Source organism: Hymenobacter glacieicola, assembly GCF_014640315.1.
Classification (GTDB): Bacteria; Bacteroidota; Bacteroidia; order Cytophagales; family Hymenobacteraceae; genus Hymenobacter; species Hymenobacter glacieicola.
In genome coordinates this window covers 187,245-208,438 of record NZ_BMGS01000009.1, presented here as the reverse complement: position 1 = coordinate 208,438, position 21,194 = coordinate 187,245, and the positions used below count along the sequence as shown (strand labels likewise).

The following is a 21,194-nucleotide window of genomic DNA, read 5'->3' as shown; positions in this document are numbered from 1 at the left end:
GCGAAGTCCGTAAAAGCAAAAACTCCCAGCAAGCCTTGGCTTACTGGGAGTTTTCAGATTAAAGTAGTCCGTAGGGGAATCGAACCCCTGTTGGTAGAATGAAAATCTACTGTCCTAACCCCTAGACGAACGGACCATGGTACCAGCGGAGCGTTTTCCGTTTTGGTGGTGCAAAGATAAGAGGCACTTTGGGCAGTGCAATAGTCTGCCTCTAAAATTTTTCTGATCGGGACATAAACCGGAGAGAATCAGGAAGTTTTTTTGTGCATCCGGTTTCGGTCCCACCACACGTAGGCCCCAAACAGCAGCAAACTCCCGCCCGTCACCCACAGCAGCCCCGATTTCAGCCGGGCGCTGTCTTCGCCTAAATAGGCCAGCAGGGCAATCAGGGGCACTACCCCTACCGTGGTGGCGGCCATAAACTTCAGGTAGCCCATGCGCGCCAGCCCGGCCACAAAGCTGATGGCGTCATCGGAGAGGGCGGGCGAAAGGCGGGCAATAATCACGGCCCACACGCCGTAGCGGTCCACTACCTCCAACACTTTCTGCTCATTTTTCTGGCCCAGTACCCGCGTCACGAACGACTCGCCCAGAGCCCGGCCCAGGCCGTAGCCCACGGAGGAGGCTACCAGAATACCGGCCAACGCCAGCCCAGAGCCCCACCATGGCCCGTACGCCAGAATGGCTACCAGAATTAGCAGCACCACATTCACCACGAACAGAAACATTTGGGCTACCATGGCGGCCACAATGACCACCGGGCCCCAGTAACCGAACTGCTGCATCCAGGCGGCAATGCGGGACTGCTCACCACTGCGCAGCACCGTCCAGCCTTCACGGGCGCTGGTCTGGAAGTCAGGCCAGAAAAACCAGCAGCCCAGCAGGGCCAGCAGCACGGCCAGGGAAACATAAAGCGGGCCGTGGTTGGTGCGTTTGGCCGGCGCAGCGGAAGGAGGAACAGTGGTAGTCAGCACGGGCAAGCAAGGTTGAGGCCGGGAGTTTTCCCGGGGGCAGAACGGGTACGTACGCAGGCCGCGCCCAAAAAGCTGCGGCAACCCCAGCGGCACCGGAACGGTACTACCCCTAGAAACCGCCATTCGGCCGCCCGTTGGCTGCGGCCCGGCAAACGCCCTTCTAGATGACAAAACATACCTATGACCTTGGTCTGGTTGGCAACTGTGCCTTTCTGGGCCTGATTGGTACCGACACCGCCGTGCGCTGGCTCTGCTGGCCCCGCTTTGACAGCAGCTTCGTGTTCGGCTCCCTGCTCGACGACGACAAGGGCGGTGAGTACAGCATCCGGCCCGCCGAGCCCGGCGCTACCCTGGCCTCCCACCAGTACTACCGCCCCAATACCAACGTGCTGTGCACGGAAATTACTACCCCCGAGGGCCGGTACCGCGTCACGGACTTCGCCCCGCGCTTTCTGCAGTACGAGCGGTACTATAAGCCCCTGATGTTTATTCGGAAGGTGGAGCCCCTGGAGGGTACGCCCCGCGTGCGGGTAGCCTGCCGGCCGGTAGGCCAGTACGGGGAGCTGCAACTGAACCGGCGCCGCAGCTCCAACCACATTGCCTTTCTGGGGCTGGAAGAGGAAATCCGGCTGACCACCAACATTCCGCTGACTTACGTGCTGGATGAGGAAGACTTTGCGCTCAACGAAACCAAGTACCTAGTGCTCACCTACGGAGCCCCGCTGGAAGCGCCGCTGGAAAGCACAGCCGAGCGGTTTCTGCGCGCTACCGTCGACTATTGGCGGACCTGGGTGAAAAGCACCAGCATCAGCACCTTCCGCCAGGACCAGGTGATTCGCTCGGCCCTGGCCCTCAAGATTCACCAGTATGAGGATACCGGGGCCATTATTGCCGCCAGCACCACCTCCTTGCCTGAGGCCCCCGGCAGCACCCGCAACTGGGACTACCGCTACTGCTGGATGCGCGACACCTACTACATCCTGACGGCGTTTAACAACATTGGGCACTTCGAGGAGATGGAGCGGTATTTCCACTACATCGCCAACATTTCTACCAAAATAAAGGGCCGCTACCAGCCCCTGTACGGCATCAGCGGTAAGTCGGAACTGGTGGAGCAGGAGCTTCCCTTAGCCGGCTACCTCGGCAACCAACCCGTGCGCATCGGCAACGATGCTTACACCCACATTCAGAACGACGTGTACGGGCAGGTGCTGGTGGCCCTGTTACCCCTTTACGTGGACTGCCGCTTTATTGACCCCGAGCGGCCCAACCCCTCAACGCTGGTATACGAGGCTCTGAACCTGATTGAGGCCACCATGGACCAGCCCGATGCCGGCCTCTGGGAATTCCGCAATCTGGCGCAGTATCACTGCTACACCTACCTGTTTCACTGGGCCGGCAGCCACGCCGCGCGCAAGGTGGCCCGCTCCCTGGGCAACAAGGAAATGGAGGCCCGGGCCGAGCGGCTGATGCAAGCCGCCGCCGACCACATTGAACAGTGCTACAACCCCGAGTTGGGGGCCTACACCAACGCCATCGGCTCGCCCCACCTCGATGCCAGCGCCATGCAGCTTATCCTGATGGGCTACCTGGACCCTTCCTCGGAGCGGGCCCGCACCCACCTGGCGGCCTTGGAAAAGGAGCTGATGACGCCCGAAGGCCTGTTCTACCGCTACCGCCATGCCGACGACTTCGGTACTCCCGAAACTACCTTCCTGATCTGCTCCTTCTGGTACGTGGAGGCTCTGGCCGCCGTGGGCCGGGTGGAGGAAGCCATGACGGAGTTCGAGAAGCTGACGACGTACACCAACCACCTGGGCCTGCTGTCCGAGGACGTGGATGCCAAAACCGGCTCCCAGTGGGGCAATTTCCCCCAGGCTTATAGCCACGTCGGGCTGGTAAACGCCGCCTACCGTATTGCTCAGAAGCTAGCCAAGCCCAACTTTATTTAAGTAGTAATCGGCTAAGGGGTTACCTCAAATCAGTTAGCCCTGATTTGCCGCAAAACGGCCCGTTATGTCGAGCGTGAGAAATTTATTCTTACGCTCGACATAACGGGCCGTTTTGCTAGCTAGCCTTCAGCAAGCGGGGGTAGTTACAACAAGCTGCGCAGCAGGTTGCGCACGTCGGTGGTGGAGGTTAGGTGAAAGCGGGCCAGGGAGCGGGTACCGGTGCCTACTTTAATAGTGTAGGCGTCTTCGGGTAGAGCCCGGAAGGTGTCCTCGTCCGTGCGGTCGTCGCCGATGGCCAAGATGAACTGCGGGTTGTAAGCCGCCAGCCAGCGGGCCGCCGCCGTGCCCTTGTTAATGCCCGAGGTTTTCACCTCAATCACCTTGTTGCCTTCCATTACCTGCAGCTCCGTGTTCGAGGTCATGAAGGATAAATGGTTTAGCAACTCCCGGGCGCGCACATCGGCCAGCTCCACATCGGCGCGGCGGTAGTGCCACACCAGGGAATAGTCCTTGTCCTCGATAAAGGAGCCGGCCGTCCGGGTTACGTACATTTCCATGATGGGGCGGATGTCCTGCTTCCAGCTGTTGTTCAGGGGCTGAAACAGTTGCCAATCCTCACTGGCCGGCCGGAGCCACACGCCATGTTCGGCAATGAAGTCGAGGGGTAAGTGGCCCAGCCAGTTCTGCAGCGTGGTCCGGTCTCGGCCGCTGATAATGACTACGTGGTTGCGTGGGTCAGCCGTCAGGGCCTGTAGCAGCAGCAGCAGCTCCTGGTCGGGCTTGGCACGCTGGGGCAGGTTGTGAAATGGCGCCAGGGTACCGTCGTAGTCGAGCAGGAGCAACCGCTGCTCAGCGGTAGTAAAGTCGTTGAGCAGCTGCGTGGTAGCCTCGGAAGTCAGCATTTCCGTGGCCAGGGTCAGCTGCTTGATTTTGCTGTACGCCAGTCGGTCCATGAATAGCTTGGTCCAAGCGAATACGTCGTACTGCCGGACCAGCGCCTGCATAGCCGTCATGCGGTGCACTTGTTCTTCCTCGGGCATCACCAGGGCATCGTGCATGGCCTCGGCTAGCTGGGCCGTATCGGTGGGGTTTATAATGAGGGCATCGGATAGCTCCCGGGCAGCGCCGGCCCGCTCGCTTAAAATCAGCACGCCCTTGCCATCGGCCTTGCTGGCCACAAACTCTTTGGCCACCAGATTCATCCCATCGCGCATGGGCGTTACTAGCGCTACCTCGGCCAGGCGGTAGAGCGAGGCCAGCTCTTCCAGCGGGAAAGACCGGTAGAAGTAATGAATGGGCGTCCAGCTGATGGTCCGGTACTGGGCGTTGATGCGGCCCACAATCTCATCTATTTCCTCCTTTAGGGCCGCGTACTGCGCCACTTGGTCGCGGGAGGGCACCACCACCATAATCAGACTGACTTGCTCGCGCCACTCCGGGTAGCGCTGAATCAGGACCTCGAAGGCGCGCAGGCGCTCGGCAATACCCTTGGAGTAATCCAACCGATCAATGGAAAGAATAATGCGGGTGTCGCGCAGGGCCTCGCGGTACTCGGCTTCGTGCTGCTGGGCCTGCTCGGAAGCAGCCGCCGCCACGTACCGCTCGTAGTCGATACCCATGGGAAAGGCATCGACAAGTACAGTCCGGCTCGGGGTTTCAATCTGCCCGTTCTGCGAAGAGAGCCCCAGCAGCTGCGAGGTGGCGCTCAGGAAATGGCGCATGTAGCCAAACGTGTGGAAGCCAATCAGGTCGGCCCCGAGCATACCGCGCAGTAGTTCCGAGCGCCAGGGCAGGGCCCGGATCAGCTCGTAGGAAGGAAAGGGAATGTGCAGAAAAAAGCCGATGGTGCAGTCGGGGCGGGCAGTGCGCAGCATTTCCGGCAGCAGCAGCAGTTGGTAGTCGTGCACCCAGATAGTGTCTTCGGGGCCGGCCAGCTCCAGCACGGCCCGGCAGAATTTCTCATTTACGGCTACGTAAGCATCCCAGTGGGCCTGCTCATAGGTAGCGTACTGGGGGAAGTAGTGGAAGGTAGGCCAGAGCGTGGAGTTGCTGAATCCCTCGTAAAAGTCGCGGATTTCCGCCTCCGTCAGAAACACCGGAGCCATGCTATCGGCGCTAAGCTCCTGCTCAATGTGCTGCTCTTCAGCTTCATCCTCCACAAAGAGCCCGGGCCACCCCACCCATACGTTGCCCTCCTGCCGGTAGATGGAGCCTAAACCCGTGGCCAGCCCGCCTTCGCTGGGCTGAAACGTGAGGCTCTCTGCGGTGCGCTGGACTTTCGTAGGCAGTCGGTTTGAGACAATAATTGTGCGGGACATAAGCCGAAACAAAATGATGAATACCCGTGCTTACGAGAGAAAACAAGGGGTAGCCATTATTTTTTTCAGCTCCTTTTCCGTACGGTACACCTAGTGTTGAGCTTGGCTGAACGCTAAAAAAAACGCTTCAGGTGGGCTTAAAACAGCAGTGTCAGCAGGTTAGCGGCCGCCTGCGGTTGGGCCTGCGTGGTAGGGGTAGGAAAAGATTACACCACTGCAACAGCTTTTGTATACTACGCCTTAGTGGGGGCTGGGCAAAGCAGCTAGGAGCAGGGCGCGCTGCGGTAGGCAAGAGCCGCGGCACGCGTTGAAGCTTGCACAAAAAAGCCCGCTTACCGGGAAGGCAAGCGGGCTTTTAAGGAAGAGAGCCAAAACGGTAGGCGAGTAGTCCGTAGGGGAATCGAACCCCTGTTGGTAGAATGAAAATCTACTGTCCTAACCCCTAGACGAACGGACCATGTGACGCGGCCTTGTTCCGTTTTGGTGATGCAAAGATAGGTAACGGAGCTTTCAGCGCAATAGCTGCTTTTGAAAAAAGTTGGACAGCGGCATAAATAGACTGATTTTCAAGTCGAAATTTTTTGGGCCGAGCGGTTGAGCCTCCTGTGGCCCGCCCTACAAAATGGCATCTTAGCAGCTCACATCACCGTATTGCGGTTTGATTTGGCGGAATACCCCCAGCCCGTTACCTTCGCTCCGCGTTTTCACCCGGCCCCTCGGGACCGACAAACCTCCCATTTCCCCATACTATGGCTAAAATCAAAGTTGCCATTAACGGCTTCGGCCGCATTGGCCGCCTCACGTTCAAGGCGCTGCTTCAGCGCGAGAACGTGGAAGTCGTGGCTATCAACGACCTCACCGATAACAAGACCCTGGCCCACCTGCTGAAGTACGACTCCGTACACGGTCGTTTCGATGGTACCGTGGCCTACGACGAGCAAAGCCTGACCGTAAATGGCCAGCGTATTGCCGCCCTTGCTGAGCGCGACCCCAAGCTGCTGCCCTGGGGCGACATGGGCGTTGACGTGGTGCTGGAATCGACGGGCCGCTTCGTAGACGAAGCTGGCGCGGGTCAGCACCTCACGGCTGGCTGCAAAAAGGTAGTTATTTCGGCTCCCGCTACCGGCAACATCCCCACGGTAGTGCTGGGCGTAAACGAAGACATCCTGACCGGCGAGGAAACCATTCTCTCCAACGCCTCGTGCACCACCAACTGCCTGGCCCCCATGGCCAAGGTGCTGGATGATGCTTTCGGCATCGAGAAAGGCTACATCACGACGGTGCACGCCTACACCTCCGACCAGAACCTGCAGGACGCCCCGCACAAGGACCTGCGCCGCGCCCGGGCGGCGGCTTACAGCATCATCCCAACCAGCACGGGTGCCGCCAAGGCCGTAGGTCTGGTGTTGCCCCAGTTGAAGGGCAAGCTGGACGGTATTGCCATGCGCGTGCCTATTCCAGATGGCTCGACGACGGACCTGACCGTAATTCTGAAGCGCGAGGTAACCAAGCAGGAAATCAACGACGCCGTGAAGGCTGCCGCTGAAGGCCCGCTGAAAGGCATCCTCGAGTACAGCACTGATCCGCTAGTGAGCATCGACATCGTGGGCAACCCCCACTCGTGCATCTTCGACTCGGAGCTGACCTCGGCCAATGGCTCGCTGGTGAAAGTAGTAGGCTGGTACGACAACGAAACCGGCTACTCGACCCGCACCGCTGACCTGATCCAGAAGCTGGGCGAAAAAATGAACGGCTAAGCCTTCAGGTTTTCACTGGCGTAAGAAGCCGCCTGTTCGGGAAACCGGGCAGGCGGTTTTTCTTTACGTGTTAGGGTAGATGGCGCATGAAAGAACCAGAACCCACCGTCGGAAACAATGCATCTGGCTGAGGTAGTTTGGTTCCTACCCCCTCGACAGACCGCGGACTGCCGCGGTGGGGGCACTTCACCCTCTCATCCGTTGATGTCGCTCTGCCGGCTGGCTCTATCTTTACCTCACCCTTTCACGATTCCACCATCTCACCACCCGTGCGCATCTGCTTTATCCTGAACCCGACCTCCGGCACCAACCGCACCCAGGACGTACCGGCGCTGCTCACGCGCTACGCCACGGCCGCCGGCGCCGACTTCGAGATTCAGGCCACGCAGTACGCGGGGCACGCCGAGGAACTGGCCCGCCGGGCGGCAACTCAAGGGTACCGGGTGGTAGTAGCAGTAGGCGGCGACGGCACCGTGAATGAGGTAGCGCGCGGTCTGCTGGGCACGGCGGCGGCCCTGGGCATCGTCCCCCGGGGCTCCGGCAACGGCCTGGCCCGCCACCTGCGTCTGCCCCTGGACTTGCCGGGGGCCGTGCGGCGCGTCTGCCAGCCCACGTTCCAGCGCATAGACGTGGGCCGCATTAACGGGCGGCCGTTTTTCTGCACCGCGGGCCTGGGCTTCGATGCTCACGTGAGCAAGATGTTTGCGCGGGCCGGCACCCGGGGGCTAAGTACGTACATTAAAGTGTCGTTGCGCGAATACCGCCGCTACCAGCCAGTGCCGGTGCAAATTGAGCTGAACAACCAGGTGCTGGAAACCAGCTGCTACGTGCTGGCCTTTGCTAACGCCGCCCAGTACGGCAACAACGCCTACATCGCGCCCCGGGCCGATATTCAGGATGGCCTGCTGGATGTGTGCCTGATTGATGCCCTGCCGCTGACCCGCGCCGTACGGGTAGGGGTAGGGCTGGCCCTGGGCACGCTGGCTACTTCCGGGGCCGCCGTCTACCACACCAGCCACCACATCCGCGTCCGGACCGAGCACACCCTGGGCTTTCACGTGGATGGCGACTACGTGGCCGATGCCGCGGCGTTTGAGGTAGAGCTGGAGCATCTGGCCCTGGAAGTGGCCGTATAGCTACAGGTAAAACAGTGAAGTGCTGAAGTTGGGCAGCAGAAAATACTTGTCCGGCGGGGCTTGTTCGGTAGGCTGGGCACCGATTTCACCCGTTCACGTGTGACAATTTCACAACTTGCACCCATGAAAGCTGATAAGAACCGCCGGGAAGGCGTGGTGTACTCCACTAACCCCGATTTTGAATACCAGCAAACCGGCGACGAGCAGGTTGCTACCCTGCCGCCCCAGCAACAAAACCTGCGGGTGCAGCTCGATAAAAAAGCCCGGGGCGGCAAGCAAGTTACCCTCATCACCGGCTTCGTGGGCCAGGACGCCGACCTGCAAACCCTGGGTAAGCTGCTGAAAACCAAGTGCGCCGTTGGCGGCAACGCCAAAGACGGTGAAATCATCATCCAGGGCGACTTCCGCGACAAAGTGCTGGCCGTTCTGCTCGAAAAAGGCTACAAGGCCAAGAAAGCCGGCGGCTAGCGGCCGTGGCCTGCCCGCCAGCCACCAGCCTGTCACGTCCTGCCGCTTCCCTTTCACCGTACTCTCTGCCTCATGCCCGCTCCCGAAGTTGCTACCGTACATTCCCTGGCCGAAAACTGGGTTATTGAAGCCGTGCAGTGGCTAAAGCTGGGGGTAGAAACCGTGGGCGCTTTCATTATTGCGCTGGGCATTATAGTAGCCGGCGGCCTGTTTCTGAAGGCGCTGCTGGCCCGCCAAACCGCCGACTTCACCGCCATTCGCCTGACGCTGGCCCGCTACCTGGCCCTGGCCCTGGAGTTTCAGCTGGGCGCCGATATTCTGTCCACGGCCATTGCCCCCAGCTGGGAGCAAATCGGTAAGCTGGGCGCCATTGCCGTCATCCGGACAACGCTCAACTTCTTTCTTTCCAAGGAAATGAAGGACGAGCACCGCAGCGTCGCCGAGCACCACATAGTGAAACGGGCCACCGAACAGTAAATCCTGGCCCTTACTGGCGGGCCAGGTAGGCCAGGGCGCGCGCCACGTCCTCCGGCGTGTCGATGCCGATGGTTTCCAGCGTTGTTTCCGCCGTCAGAATTCGGTACCCGTTTTCCAGCCAGCGCAATTGCTCCAGGCTTTCGGCCAACTCCAGGGCGGAAGGGAGCAGGCGGGTAATGTCGGCCAGCACCTCGGGGCGGTAGGCGTACAGGCCAATGTGGCGCAGGTAGCGGTGGTGTTGGAGCCAGTCAGTGGGAGCGTGCTGGCGCTGGTAGGGCAGGGGGTGGCGGCTGAAGTAAAGGGCGTAGCCGGCCGCGTCGCGCACTACCTTGGGCAGGTGAGGGCTGAAAAGCTCCTCCTCGCTTACAACCGGCTTTACTAAGGTCGCCAGCTGGGGTGGCTCCGGGCGGGCAAATAGCTCCACTAGTGCGTTAATCTGGGCGGGGTGAATAAACGGCTCGTCGCCCTGAATGTTGATGATGCAGTCGGCCGTGGTGCCGAGCTGCTGGTAAGCGTCCCAAATCCGGTCGGTGCCGCTGGGGTGCTCGGCGGAAGTCAGAACTGCCTCCCCGCCAAACCCGCGCACGTGCGTTAGAATCCGCTCGTCATCGGTGGCTACCACCACCCGGCTCAGACTGGACTGCTGGGCCTGCCCCACCACCCGCTGAATCATGGATTGGCCGCCCAATTCCACGAGGGGTTTGCCGGGTAAGCGGGTGGAAGCAAAGCGGGCGGGAATAATACCGATGGCGTGCATAAGGAGCAGAATAATGGGCGAGCCACAAAAAACGGTAAAAACTGCCACGCTTCGCTACCCCGCTAGTAAGCTGGAGGGTCGGCTTCGTCTTTTCACGGGCCTAGCCTGGTAGCCGGGGACAAATTATGGGGCTAAGGAGGCTCCGGTTCGAGGTGGGTTACGTCCCGAAATCAACCAACAAAAAACCGCTGCTTTCATATTGTAGCGAATGCTTCGGCTTGAATCCGTAACTTTCGGCAAACTTTATGCAAGCGGGTCATTTTTCGCCTTGAGGGGCCTGCTACCTGCTTTTTGCCTACCCGTTGTATGTTCCGATTTTCGTTGCTGACCACTGCGCTTGCCCTGACTGGTTTTACGGCTGTGGCCAGTCCTCGGCCCGTAGCGCCGCCTGATTCCATTGGGGTCGAGTACCGCAACAACATGATGCTGATTAAGCACCGGGTAGGGCCGGGCGAAACCCTTTACGGGCTGGCCCGCCGCTACAAAGTGCCCGTGGAGCAGATTGTGGAGGCCAACTCGGGTCAGAAAGGCGCCCTGGTGACCGGGCAGATTGTGCTGGTGCCCCGCAACCGGGTCGTACTAAATCAGCCCGCTACCCCCCGCGCGGCGGCCGCTACCACCTCGGCCCCGGCCCGCACGCTACCCACCGACGGCCGCGGCAACCGCATCTACCGGGTTGAGCCCGGCGTAACGCTGTTTGCCATTGCCCGCCGCTTCCAGACTACCCCCGCCGAGCTGTCCCGGCTGAATGGCTTTCCTGCCAACTACAACGTGCGGGTAGGAGAAACCGTGATTGTGGCCGCTGGTACGGGTAGCGCGCCAACCGCTTCCCGCCCCGCCGCGCAGCCTGCCGCAACCCCAGTAGCGGCCGCCCCACCCCGCCCCGCGCCTACGGCCCGGCCGGAGCGCGACGATGCTGCGGAGCGCGAGGCCCGGGAAACCCGGGAGCGGGAAGCGCGCGAGCGGGCAGCCCGGGAACGGGCCCGCGACTCGGCCACGGCTCCTGCCGTTACGCCCGCCAACCCCGCCACCGAAGCCCCCGACAACGACCGGGGCCCCTCCCGCGCCAGCGAAATTGTGCGGCGCGTGTCGGAGAGCGGCCTGGCTACGGCCATCCAAACAGATGCCTCGGATAAGTACCTGGCCCTGCACAAAACGGCCCCGGTGGGTACTATTATGCAGGTACGCAACATCATGAACGGGCAGTCGGTGTACGTGCGCGTGATTGGCCCCCTGCCCGATACGGGCGAGAATACCAACATTCTGGTGCGCCTCTCCAAGAAAGCAGTGCAGCGCCTGGCTACTCCCGACCAGCGCTTCCGGGTTGAAACCAGCTACGTACCGTAACCCATGCGTACCTTGGGTATATTGCTCGTGCTGCTAGGCTTGGCTATCTCCTGGTGCCAAGCGCAACCGGGCAGCACGCTCCTGGACCGCGCCCATCATCACCAGCAGGCCGCTGAATTTGAGCAGGCCCTGTTGTATTTGCAGCGGGCCGCGGGCGCCGGCAGCGCGCCAGCGCAGTACGAGCTTGGCATTGCCTACCATAGCGGTCAGGGCACGAACCGCAATGATACCTTAGCCGTTGACTGGCTCAAGAAAGCAGCCCAGCAACACCATACTCCCGCTCAGGCCCTGCTGGGAGCCGAGTTCTGGTACTCGGGCCTGCTGAGCAAAAAGCAGATGCTAGCTTGGCTGCGGGAGGGTGCCGCCGCCGGCGACCTGTCCAGCCTGGTTTCCTTGCAGCACTACTGCGACAGTACCTACGCCGACAGCCCGGCTCCGCCCATCGCAGCCTATCCGTTGCAACTTCGCAAGCAGATTGCGGCGCGGGCAACGGCCGCTACGGCCGCTGACAGTGCCACAATTTTTCAGCAAGCCCTCAGTTTAGGCGTGTGGTGTCAGAAAGGATACCGGCTACCCCGCAACCCGGTGGAAAGCTATGCGTGGTATCTGCTTATGAATGAGATGCACACCATCACCGTGCATATTCTTTGGACGGAGGCCATGCGTACGATTGCCCGGCTGCACCAGCAGCTTTCCCCCGCCCAACGCGCCCAGGCCCTGCACGACGCCGAAGCCATTGGTAAGCGCAAGCTGCGCCGCCTGTCTCAGTTTACGCAGGCCATGGCCCGCTTTAAAGCCGTACCAGCCGCATCCGACACTTCCGCCGGCTGGGAATAACGGCCGCTTACCCTCATTCCGCCCCGTGAATCACGCTCAGGTTAGGGCTCTGCTCGACGAAAAATACCGGCATTACGATCAGCCCGCCTTTATTGTGGCTGATCCTATCAGCATTCCGCACCGCTTTACGCAGCGCCAGGACGTGGAAATCAGTGGCCTGTTTGCGGCCCTGCTGGCTTGGGGGCGCCGGCCCACCATCATCAGCAAGTGCACAGAATTGCTACGCCGCATGGATGATGCGCCCCATCAGTTCATCACCCAGCACCACGATGAGGACCTGAAAAAGCTGCTGGGCTTCTGCCACCGCACGTTTTGCGACACCGACCTGCTGTACTTCGTGCACTGGCTGCGCTGGTTTTACGCCGGCCACGAAACGCTGGAAGACGCTTTTCTGGTGGGCAGTACCCAGAAGGAACGCCTCGAAAACTTTCACAATCTGTTCTTCAGCCTGGAAGACGCGCCCCAGCGCACCCGCAAGCACGTGGCCACTCCGGCCCGGGGCTCAGCTTGCAAGCGCGTAAACATGTACCTGCGCTGGATGGTCCGTCCCGACGTGCGCGGGGTTGATTTCGGCCTCTGGCGGCGCCTGCCCGCCGCTGACCTTATCTGCCCCTGCGACGTGCACGTGGAGCGCGTGGCCCGCCGCCTGGGTTTGCTGGAGCGCAAGCAAATCGACTGGCTGGCGGCCGAGGAGCTGACCGCCCACCTGCGCGCCTTCGACCCCCTGGACCCCGTGAAGTACGATTTCGCCTTGTTCGGCTTGGGCGTGGAAGGGGAGATGTAAATGCTGACGCGCCCGGCAACTCTACCAGTAGATGGTGAAATTGCCGGGCGCGTGTATGCTAATAAGTAGTGTTATTCAGTGAACTTCAGTTGCAGGGCATCAGTCACTTGTTCGGCCGGAATGGCAAAACCAATGCCTTCAATTCCTCGGCCTATTAGCTTCGCGTTAACAATTCCTAGCAACTGACCTGAACGATTAACCAGGGCCCCCCCGCTATTGCCCCCGTTAATGCTGACATCGGTTTGCAGAAAGGAATGTCCTTCAATTTTGCGGCGGCCACTGATAATCCCTTTCGTGACAGTCTGGCCCAGCTCTTTGTCGGCGGGGGTGCCGATAGCGAATACGTCAGCACCAATATCGGCTAGGCTTGCGACAGGCAGTTGAAAGGCCGTAAGACCATCGACCTCTATTTTAACCAATGCCAAGTCCATTTCAGGATTAACGCGCACTACTTTGCCTTGGGCCTTCAGCCCATCGGAGAGGTGTACTTGTATCTGCTGCTCATCGCCTACTACGTGTGCGTTCGTAACTATATAGCCATCGGGCGAAATAATACAGCCGCTGCCATGGCCGTTGGCCGTTTCCATGATAACAACACTGCGCGCGGCTAGAGTTATGCCGTTATCAGTTGCCGACGTGGGTTGCTTGTTACGATGGATTGAGATAAGCGCAGGCTTACTTTCCAGTGCGGCGGTAGCAGTAGCGGGCTTGGCCAACGCTGGAGCAACGGCTGGGTTATTTAGGAAAGCATATAAAGAATTCTCAAAAGCATCCTCAAAGGCCGCGTTGCCTCCTTTTACAAACTTGACACTTGTACCCGCTGTTTTCTGCTCCAGTACTGTCTGACGATTCTGATTTAGCAGCTTCCACGTAATTTCAACGTTACACCGGGTTTCGAAACGAGCCAAGGCCTCGTATTTGCTCGATGCGTAAATGTCGTATTTTACGTCGCGCATTTCTCCTTGTAATGTGTAGCGTGAGGAGGAACCGGTTGAAAATACGCTTTGGCCCTCTGTGCCGGGCACATTATAGCCTAGTTCTTTAAGGGTGCTGTTAATGTTGGCTTTGAGGTGTTCAGCATCAATATCAAGCGACTTGCCGAAATACAGAATCTCTTCAGGATCATTCTCAATAATGAGATTCCCCATCTTATCACCTCCCTTAATACGCACGTTCATTAGACCGCACTGAATAGTCTGCCCACCTGCTAAGGCGGTAGGAAGAGCAAGCATATTGGGGCGTATCTCCTCCTTATTGAGTCGTTTGCTGGCCCCAGTGCTATTGTCAATCAAAACACCACCTACCCCTAACAGCAACCCGGTGCCTAAAAAATTTGTGTCGTCACCATTGCTGACGCCTACTGCCAACTGACCTAGTGCTCCCACTATCGGAATCCAGTTTAAATACGCAACAGCATTGCGCTTAGTGGGGTAAAGGGTTTCAGAGTAGTCTTTGTAGCCAGCATGCTTGATGAGCAGCTCTGACTTCTTTTTTCGAGGAAGCCGGACCGACACGGCCCCGGCTGTGCCATTATTCAATGGCTTGGACTTTAGCTTCTTATCATTCGCGTAGTAGGTGCTGCCAGCAGGTTGGCCTACAATGTGAACGGTTTGCTTAGGCGTGGAAATAATGGTGGCGCAGCTGGGCAATAGCAGGGAGCCAACTAACAAGCCACTTACAACTTGAGTAAAGCTTTTCTTTATATAGTGAAAAAAGGTGAGCGAAAAATAAAATGTGAGACGATGGCCTTGTCTAATAACCATCGGAGGCAAAAAGCAGGGAGCACACAGGGTGGATTATGGGAAAGTGCCTTAGTGGTTAAGCTACCAGAGTTGCTAGTAGCAAGCACAAATAGTGGCTATTTATGGCTCTTTGAATAAAATCAAACGAGGAAGGCAAGGCTGTAAATAAAGCAGTAGTGGAAACAAGATGACCAGCGATAATCGCACTGGCTGAAAGAGGATAGCTATGAAATCTGCTTCAAACTTAATACGTTTTATTACATTTAAATGCTAGCCTTTACAAGATTGGGTGGGAATTCCACTATTCCTCATGCTGGCAGATAGAGAAAGATTAGTATTCATGAATCTTTCCCGGGGCGGGGAGTGTTTATCTTCGCATTCTTATCTGAATCCCCAAGTACCTACCCGATTTGATTCTTCCTCAGAACTTTGAGCAGAAAATAGGTTTCACGCAGTTGCGTGAGATGTTGGATACGTTGTGCCTGAGCTCTTTGGGCCGGCATTTCGTGGCCAAGATGTCCTTTCAAACCAACGCCGAGCAGCTCCAGAAGCTGCTGCTGCAAACCGACGAGTTCCGCCAGCTGCTCAACAGCGGGGCCGACTTTCCCAGCCAGCACTACCACGACGTGCACCAGCACTTGGTGCGCGCCAACCTGCCCGGCTCCTACCTGGACGTAGCGGCTTTCTTCGCCGTGAAAATGAGTTTGCGCACCATTCGGGAGGCGCTTACTTTCTTTATCAGGGCCGAAGAAAACCTCTACCCCACGCTGCGCCTGCTGGGCATTGGCGTGCAAGTCGACCGCAACCTGATAGCCAACCTCGACAAAGTAGTCGACGATGAGGGACAGGTCCGGGAGGATGCTTCGCCGCTGCTGCGCCAGATTCGGCAGGAGCTGATTAACCGCCAGGGCCAGTTGCGCAAGCAGATTGCTGGCATCCTGCGCCACGCCCGCAACGAGGGCTGGGTGCCCGAGGGCGCCGAGCCCACCATCCGGGGTGGCCGCCTGGTGCTGCCGGTGATTGTGGAGCACAAGCGCCGGGTAAAAGGGCTGATCCACGACGAGTCGGCGACGGGCCAGACGGTGTTCATTGAGCCGGAAGCCGTATTCGAGCTGAATAACGACATCAAGGACCTGGAAAACGCCTACCAGCGCGAGCTGGTGCGCATCCTGACCCAGCTCACGGCCCAGCTGCGCCCCCACATTCCGGATCTGCGTAAAGCTTACCAGTACCTGGGCCTGCTGGACTTCGTCCGGGCCAAGGCCCAATTGGCGCGGCAGCTGGAAGCTACGCTCCCGGTCCTCAACCCGCGCCCCCTGATCCGGTGGCACCGCGTGCGCCACCCCCTGCTTTTTCTTACCTTCCAGAGCCACGCCAAGGACGACCCGCGCGAGGTAGTACCCCTGGATATCGAGCTAAACCCCGAGCAGCGCATTCTGCTGATTTCAGGGCCTAACGCCGGGGGGAAGTCGGTGAGCATGAAGACGGTAGGCTTGGTGCAGTACATGCTGCAGTGCGGCCTGCTGATTCCGGCCGGCGAGGAGTCGGAAGCGGGCGTATTCGACGACATCTTCCTGGATATCGGCGACGAGCAGAGCCTGGAAAACGACCTGAGTACGTATTCCTCCCACCTGCTGAGCATGAAGCAATTCGTGACCCTGGCCAACAAGCGCAGCCTGGTGCTGATTGACGAGTTCGGTACCGGCACCGAGCCCAGCCTGGGCGGGGCCATTGCCGAAGCCGTGCTGGAGCAGCTCAACCGGGCCCGGGCGTTCGGCGTTATCACGACTCATTACACGAACCTGAAAAACTACGCCGAGCGCACGCCCGGCATCATCAACGGGGCCATGCGCTACGACCCCGACCAGCTGCAGCCGCTCTACCGCCTGGAAACCGGCAAGCCCGGCTCCAGCTTCGCCATCGAAATTGCCCGCAAAATTGGCTTACCCAAGCAGATTGTGGAGCGGGCTACCCAGCTCGTGGGCAAGGATAAAATTCGGTACGACCGGCTGCTGGAAGGCCTGGAAAAGGAGAAAACCGAGCTGGAGCAGCGGACCGCCGAAGCCGCCAAGGCCGAGCGCCGCCTCAAGAAAGCGGCCCAGGAATACCAGGACCTCAAGAAGTACCTCGACGATACGACCCTGGACGTGCTGCGCGAGGCCAAGGCCAAGGCCAAACTGCTGCTGCGTGACACCAACCAGCAGATTGAGGCCACCATCCAGGAAATCCGCCTGGGCCAGGCCGACAAGGAACGCACCAAGGAAGCCCGCGGCAAGCTCGATACCTTCGTGCGCGAAAAGCTGCAGATTGAGCCGCCCAAGCCCAAAGCCACCCGCGAAATGGCCGACGCTACTACCCTCAAGCCCGGCGACAAGGTAGCGCTGCTGGGCCAGGAAGGGCACGGCGAAATCATGGCGGTGAAGGGCAAAACGGCCGAGGTTTCCTTTGGCGGGATGAAAACCATCGTCAAGGTCAGCCAGCTGGAAAAGCTCACCCGTTCCGAAATCCGGGAGCGGGAAAAGGAGTCGGCCCGCCGCGCCCCGGCCCAGCACGCTACCCTGGATATCACGGGCCGGATGTCGGGCTTTAACACCACGCTGGACTTGCGCGGGGAGCGGGCCGAAGATGCCCTCAACCGCATCATGGCCTACGTGGACGACGCCGTGATGCTGGGCGTGCCGGAAATCAAAATCCTGCACGGCCGTGGCAACGGCATCCTGCGCCAGATTGCCCGTGACTACCTGCACAAGGTGCGGGAAGTGGCCAGCGTAGCCGACGAGCACGCCGACCGGGGCGGCGACGGCGTGACCATTGCCGTGCTGAAGTAGGCAGCCGCGCTTTCCGCGTACCTTTGCCCCCGTAATGCACCCAAGGAGCCCGTTGCGTTTCGCGTAACGGGCTCTTTATTCCAGTAAACTCAACGCCCTACGTATGCATCCCCGCAACCCCCACGCCGCCCGCTACGACTTCGCGCAGCTGACCAGCACCAGCCCCGAGCTGGCCGCCTTCGTCATTCCGAACCCTACCGGCGACGACAGCATCGACTTTGCCAACCCCGCCGCCGTGAAGGCGTTGAATAAGGCGCTGCTCAAGCAGTTTTACGGGGTAGCGCACTGGGACGTGCCCGCCGGCTACCTCTGTCCGCCCATCCCGGGCCGCGCCGACTACATTCACAACGTGGCCGACCTGCTGGCCGCCGACCACGGCGGTGTGGTGCCGCGCGATAAGTCGGTACACGTGCTGGACGTGGGGGTAGGGGCCAACTGCGTGTATCCCATCATCGGCACGCAGGCGTATGGGTGGCGCTTCGTGGGCTCGGAGGTGGACGGCGTGGCGCTCAAAGCTGCCCGGAGCATGGTGGCCGCCAACCCCGCGCTGGCCGGCCGCATCGATTTGCGCCTGCAAACCCACGCCGACTACATCTTTGAGGGTATTGTAAAACCCCGCGAAGAGTTTGACGTGGTCATCTGCAACCCGCCGTTTCACACCTCGGCCGCCGATGCCGCCGCCGGCAGCCGTAAGAAGGGCCGGAACCTGGGCTACGCTAAAACCAAGTCGGCGGAGCCGCTGCTTAACTTCGGGGGCCAGAACACGGAGCTATGGTGCGAAGGAGGGGAGGAAGGCTTCCTGAAACGAATGATTACGCAAAGCGTGCCGCTGGCCCCGCGGGTCCTGTGGTTCTCGTCGCTTATTTCTAAAAAAGAAACCTTACGCAGTGCCCATTACCTGCTTGGGCAGGCCGGCGCCACGGAGGTGAAAGTGCTGGACATGACCCAGGGCCAGAAAGTTAGCCGGGTAGTGGCCTGGACCTTCCAAGACGAAACCCAGCGCCAGGCCTGGGCCGCGCGCCGCTGGAAGTAAGACAGAAAAGAAACCTAATAGGCTGTAAAGACGCGCCCCTTGGCTGGCCCAGCCTTCAGTCCGCGTTTTAGCATCCGAATGGTTGGTCTAGTACAGCTAACCCCACCTGTCATTCCGAGCGAAGCGAGGAATCTGGGCCGAGCCGTTGGATGATGAACCCAGATTCCTCGCTTAAGCTCGGAATGACAACCTACGCAACCTCAGCAACCGAAGGTCAGCGGAGCTGATGAGCAGACGCAAACCGCAGGTCGGTGTGGCCCAGGGGTGCGTTTCTACGGTCGTTCTTACATCAGTCAGGCGTGCTAGTATCACGCAGCAAAAAAGGCCGTTCCCGGAGGGGAACGGCCTTTTTATTGGTGAAGAGGCGGAGAGGAATCTACTCTACTACCACTCGGCTAACTTGGGTCGATTCGGCCGTTTCGATCTGCACTAAGTACAGGCCGGCGCGCAGGGCGGAGGCATCGACGCTTACTTCCTGGCCGTTCAGGGGCTTGTTCTGGTCGAGGACAACGCGGCCGGTGGCGTCGCGCAGCACCACGCGGGCCGTGCGGGCGGCGCTGGCTTGCACGCGCAGTTGGAACTTGCCGCTGGTGGGGTTAGGATACACCTGCACGGCGCTTTGCTGCACGGTTTTCTTGTTGCTCAGCACCAGGCTGCACACCTGTACGCCGCGGTTTTGCTCGGCAATGCGGGCGGCAAACTCCTGGTAGTACTGGTTTACGATGCGGGCATCGTGCACGATAAGCGTGTTTTCGTCATTCTCCGTGTCGGCCGAGAGCGACCAGTTGTGGGAGCCCACGAACACCAGCGGGTCCGACTGCGAAGCCCCGGCATCCACGATGGCGTATTTGTGGTGCATGATGCCGCTGGTGTTTTTCACCAGAGCCCGCTCGCCCAGCGCCGTGCGGATGGTGCGCAGGATGGCGCCGGTGCCCGTGTTGCTGGTGTCGTTGACGAGCACCTCGGAGCAGCCTACAATATTGCGGGCCCGTACCTGGTCCACAATGGCGCGGCCCAGCTCGGTGCGGGTAATGAGCATGGTGGCAATGTGCAGGTCATTGTCGGCCGACTGGATGGCCTGAATCAAGCGGCCGTTCACCTGGTCAGTGGGTGAGAACCACGACTCTACCTGCTTGCCCCCAATCATGAGGTAATGGGGCGTGTTGTCGGTTTTGGCCGAGCCAAAGCGGGCCGTCGCCATGGTGCCGCTGCCCCACATTTCGTTGAATTCCAGGGTGTAGGTGCGGGCCAGGGCCTGGTCCTGGATGGCAATGGCGTTGTTGCGGTCCGTGGAAAGCTGGGCCGGCGTCCAGTTCGTGGAGCCCGACCATACCCACGGCACGTTCACGTTGGGGTCCTCGGCGTCAATCACCACAAACTTGTTGTGCATGATGTTCTGCTGGGTTTGGCGGCCCAGGCGCGGGATGTCGGCGTTCAGGCCCGGAATGCTGGCGTTGGTGTTGTCGTTTTCGAAGATGACGCGCACCGCAACCTTCCGGGCGTGGGCGGCATTTACGGCGGTCAGAATAACCGGGCTGTTCCAGTTATAGATGGCAATATCCAGGGTTTTGGTGGCCCGGTTGATGTAGCGCGCCAGCGTATCGGCAATGGCGCCGTTGGCCAAGTAAGTGGCCGTATTACCCGGCAGGGCCAGGGCGGCGTTTACTGTACCGGTGAAGTAAGAACGCATCTTGCCGCTGGAAAGCGAGGCCGTAACCATGGGCACGGCCCTGGACTCCGAAGTGCCGATGCTGTTCGTAACCGAGGCTTTCACGTAGTAGATAATGCCCGGCTGCAGGCCCGTCAGGGCAATGCTGTGCTGCTTGGCGGCGGTGGTAGGCCCGGTTACGGTGGTGAAGGGGCCGGCCGGGGAAGTGCCGTATTCCAGCTTGGCCGTGCCCGCGTTTTCGGTGGTGAAGTTTACCGTGAAGCCGGTGGTACTGATGGCCGTAGGCACCGGCGAGCTGAGCAGGTTAGGAGTGCCACCCAACACGAAATCCTGGTAGCGGCGGGGTAGCAGCTGGTAGCCGCCGGTGCCGCTACTCGAGAACTGGCTCATAATGCCCAGCACGTCGAACTGGCCGCTGGGGGCGGCTTTGCCCACTAAGTCGTTGCCGGGGTTGCCCGCGGCCGCCGTGCGCAGAGTGGCGCCGGTCTGCCCGTTGAGCAGGTAGTTGGTGTTGCCCCCAAAGGTGCCGACGGCGGCGCCGGCGCTGGTGGTCAGGGAAGTGTTCTTATTGATGCGCACCACCCGCGACTCGTACTGCTCGGCAAAAACCGAGGTCAGGGCGGAAGCATCCACGGTGGCCGCCGGGCGGATAACCCGGTTCTGGGCCAGCACCGATACGCTGGCCACGGGGTCTATTTCCAGCAGCCCGTTGAAGTTTTTCAGCGTGCCGCTGATTTCAATACTGTCGCCGGGCACCAGGGCCGAAAAGCCAGCTGCGGTGGTGGAATAAGCGGCCAAACCACCAGTACCATCCTGCAAGTAGCGAATGACGCCCAGCTCCGTACCGTTGGTCACTACGCCCCGCACCGTAACGGTGGCGCCAACCCCGGCGGCGCGGGCATCCGCTACCGATTTTACGGTTTGGGCTGCCACGGGCTGCAATGCTGCCCCGCTACCAAGCAGAGCTAACAGAGTAAATTTTTTCATCAAATTGAGAGGATGGGAATGAGGTGGTAAGCGAAAGAAGCGACAAATATCCTCATCTTCCCCGAAGAATAAGCACTCGAATTAGAAGATTTCCTGATTGCAAAAATCAGGAAATACTATAGGTAAAC

Annotated in this window: 15 protein-coding genes and 2 tRNA genes; 10 read left to right on the top strand and 7 right to left on the bottom strand. The window is 59.8% G+C overall.

Annotation, left to right across the window (positions count from 1 at the left end):
• Positions 1–64: 64 nt before the first annotated feature.
• Positions 65–136, bottom strand: a tRNA-Glu gene (locus IEW18_RS17030).
• Between the two features lie 112 nt (positions 137–248).
• Positions 249–974: a TVP38/TMEM64 family protein gene (locus IEW18_RS17025; protein WP_229728804.1), complete on the bottom strand. Its 726-nt coding sequence runs from the start codon at positions 972–974 to the stop codon at positions 249–251.
• 164 nt (positions 975–1,138) lie between these two features.
• Here IEW18_RS17025 and IEW18_RS17020 point away from each other — a divergent pair, with 164 nt between their 5' ends.
• Positions 1,139–2,926: a glycoside hydrolase family 15 protein gene (locus IEW18_RS17020; protein ID WP_188559072.1), complete on the top strand. Its 1,788-nt coding sequence runs from the start codon at positions 1,139–1,141 to the stop codon at positions 2,924–2,926.
• 143 nt (positions 2,927–3,069) lie between these two features.
• Here the strand turns inward: IEW18_RS17020 and IEW18_RS17015 are convergent, their stop codons facing one another.
• Positions 3,070–5,244 carry a bifunctional alpha,alpha-trehalose-phosphate synthase (UDP-forming)/trehalose-phosphatase gene (locus IEW18_RS17015; protein WP_188559071.1) on the bottom strand — a complete coding sequence of 725 codons (2,175 nt, stop codon included), beginning with the start codon at positions 5,242–5,244 and terminating at the stop codon, positions 3,070–3,072.
• 385 nt (positions 5,245–5,629) lie between these two features.
• Positions 5,630–5,701: transfer RNA gene (locus IEW18_RS17010), tRNA-Glu, on the bottom strand.
• 292 nt (positions 5,702–5,993) lie between these two features.
• Between IEW18_RS17010 and gap the strand changes: the two genes are divergently transcribed.
• The 4 genes from gap to IEW18_RS16990 all read left to right on the top strand — a co-directional run bounded on the left by gap (position 5,994) and on the right by IEW18_RS16990 (position 9,082).
• Positions 5,994–7,001 carry a type I glyceraldehyde-3-phosphate dehydrogenase gene (gap, locus tag IEW18_RS17005; RefSeq protein ID WP_188559070.1) on the top strand — a complete coding sequence of 336 codons (1,008 nt, stop codon included), beginning with the start codon at positions 5,994–5,996 and terminating at the stop codon, positions 6,999–7,001.
• 269 nt (positions 7,002–7,270) lie between these two features.
• Positions 7,271–8,137, top strand: coding sequence for a diacylglycerol/lipid kinase family protein (locus IEW18_RS17000; RefSeq protein ID WP_229728802.1), 867 nt, complete (start codon positions 7,271–7,273; stop codon positions 8,135–8,137).
• A 123-nt stretch (positions 8,138–8,260) separates the two neighbouring features.
• On the top strand, positions 8,261–8,605 hold the full coding sequence (locus IEW18_RS16995) for a translation initiation factor (protein WP_188559069.1): 345 nt from the start codon (positions 8,261–8,263) through the stop codon (positions 8,603–8,605).
• 72 nt (positions 8,606–8,677) lie between these two features.
• The gene (locus tag IEW18_RS16990; RefSeq protein ID WP_188559068.1) at positions 8,678–9,082 is read left to right on the top strand and encodes a DUF1622 domain-containing protein; all 405 of its coding nucleotides are present in this window, start codon (positions 8,678–8,680) and stop codon (positions 9,080–9,082) included.
• Positions 9,083–9,092: 10 nt separating this feature from the next.
• Here the strand turns inward: IEW18_RS16990 and kdsB are convergent, their stop codons facing one another.
• Entirely contained in the window at positions 9,093–9,839 is a 747-nt protein-coding gene (gene kdsB, locus IEW18_RS16985; RefSeq protein ID WP_188559067.1) for a 3-deoxy-manno-octulosonate cytidylyltransferase, read from the bottom strand.
• 306 nt (positions 9,840–10,145) lie between these two features.
• On the opposite strand from kdsB, the gene IEW18_RS16980 reads away from it, so the two are divergent.
• From IEW18_RS16980 to IEW18_RS16970, 3 genes are read left to right on the top strand one after another with little or no spacing between them, the layout of a single operon-like run.
• Positions 10,146–11,186, top strand: coding sequence for a LysM peptidoglycan-binding domain-containing protein (locus tag IEW18_RS16980; protein ID WP_188559066.1), 1,041 nt, complete (start codon positions 10,146–10,148; stop codon positions 11,184–11,186).
• Between the two features lie 3 nt (positions 11,187–11,189).
• Entirely contained in the window at positions 11,190–12,023 is an 834-nt protein-coding gene (locus IEW18_RS16975; protein ID WP_188559065.1) for a tetratricopeptide repeat protein, read from the top strand.
• A 25-nt stretch (positions 12,024–12,048) separates the two neighbouring features.
• On the top strand, positions 12,049–12,807 hold the full coding sequence (locus IEW18_RS16970) for a TIGR02757 family protein (protein ID WP_188559064.1): 759 nt from the start codon (positions 12,049–12,051) through the stop codon (positions 12,805–12,807).
• 71 nt (positions 12,808–12,878) lie between these two features.
• Here IEW18_RS16970 and IEW18_RS16965 read toward each other — a convergent pair whose 3' ends face one another.
• Positions 12,879–14,570, bottom strand: coding sequence for a S1C family serine protease (locus IEW18_RS16965; RefSeq protein ID WP_188559063.1), 1,692 nt, complete (start codon positions 14,568–14,570; stop codon positions 12,879–12,881).
• 389 nt (positions 14,571–14,959) lie between these two features.
• Here IEW18_RS16965 and IEW18_RS16960 point away from each other — a divergent pair, with 389 nt between their 5' ends.
• Entirely contained in the window at positions 14,960–17,377 is a 2,418-nt protein-coding gene (locus IEW18_RS16960; RefSeq protein ID WP_188559062.1) for an endonuclease MutS2, read from the top strand.
• A gap of 103 nt (positions 17,378–17,480) precedes the next feature.
• The gene (gene rlmF, locus IEW18_RS16955; RefSeq protein WP_188559061.1) at positions 17,481–18,410 is read left to right on the top strand and encodes a 23S rRNA (adenine(1618)-N(6))-methyltransferase RlmF; all 930 of its coding nucleotides are present in this window, start codon (positions 17,481–17,483) and stop codon (positions 18,408–18,410) included.
• A 376-nt stretch (positions 18,411–18,786) separates the two neighbouring features.
• On the opposite strand, the gene IEW18_RS16950 is transcribed toward rlmF, so the two are convergent.
• On the bottom strand, positions 18,787–21,066 hold the full coding sequence (locus tag IEW18_RS16950) for a phospholipase D-like domain-containing protein (RefSeq protein ID WP_188559060.1): 2,280 nt from the start codon (positions 21,064–21,066) through the stop codon (positions 18,787–18,789).
• Between the last annotated feature and the right edge of the window lie 128 nt (positions 21,067–21,194).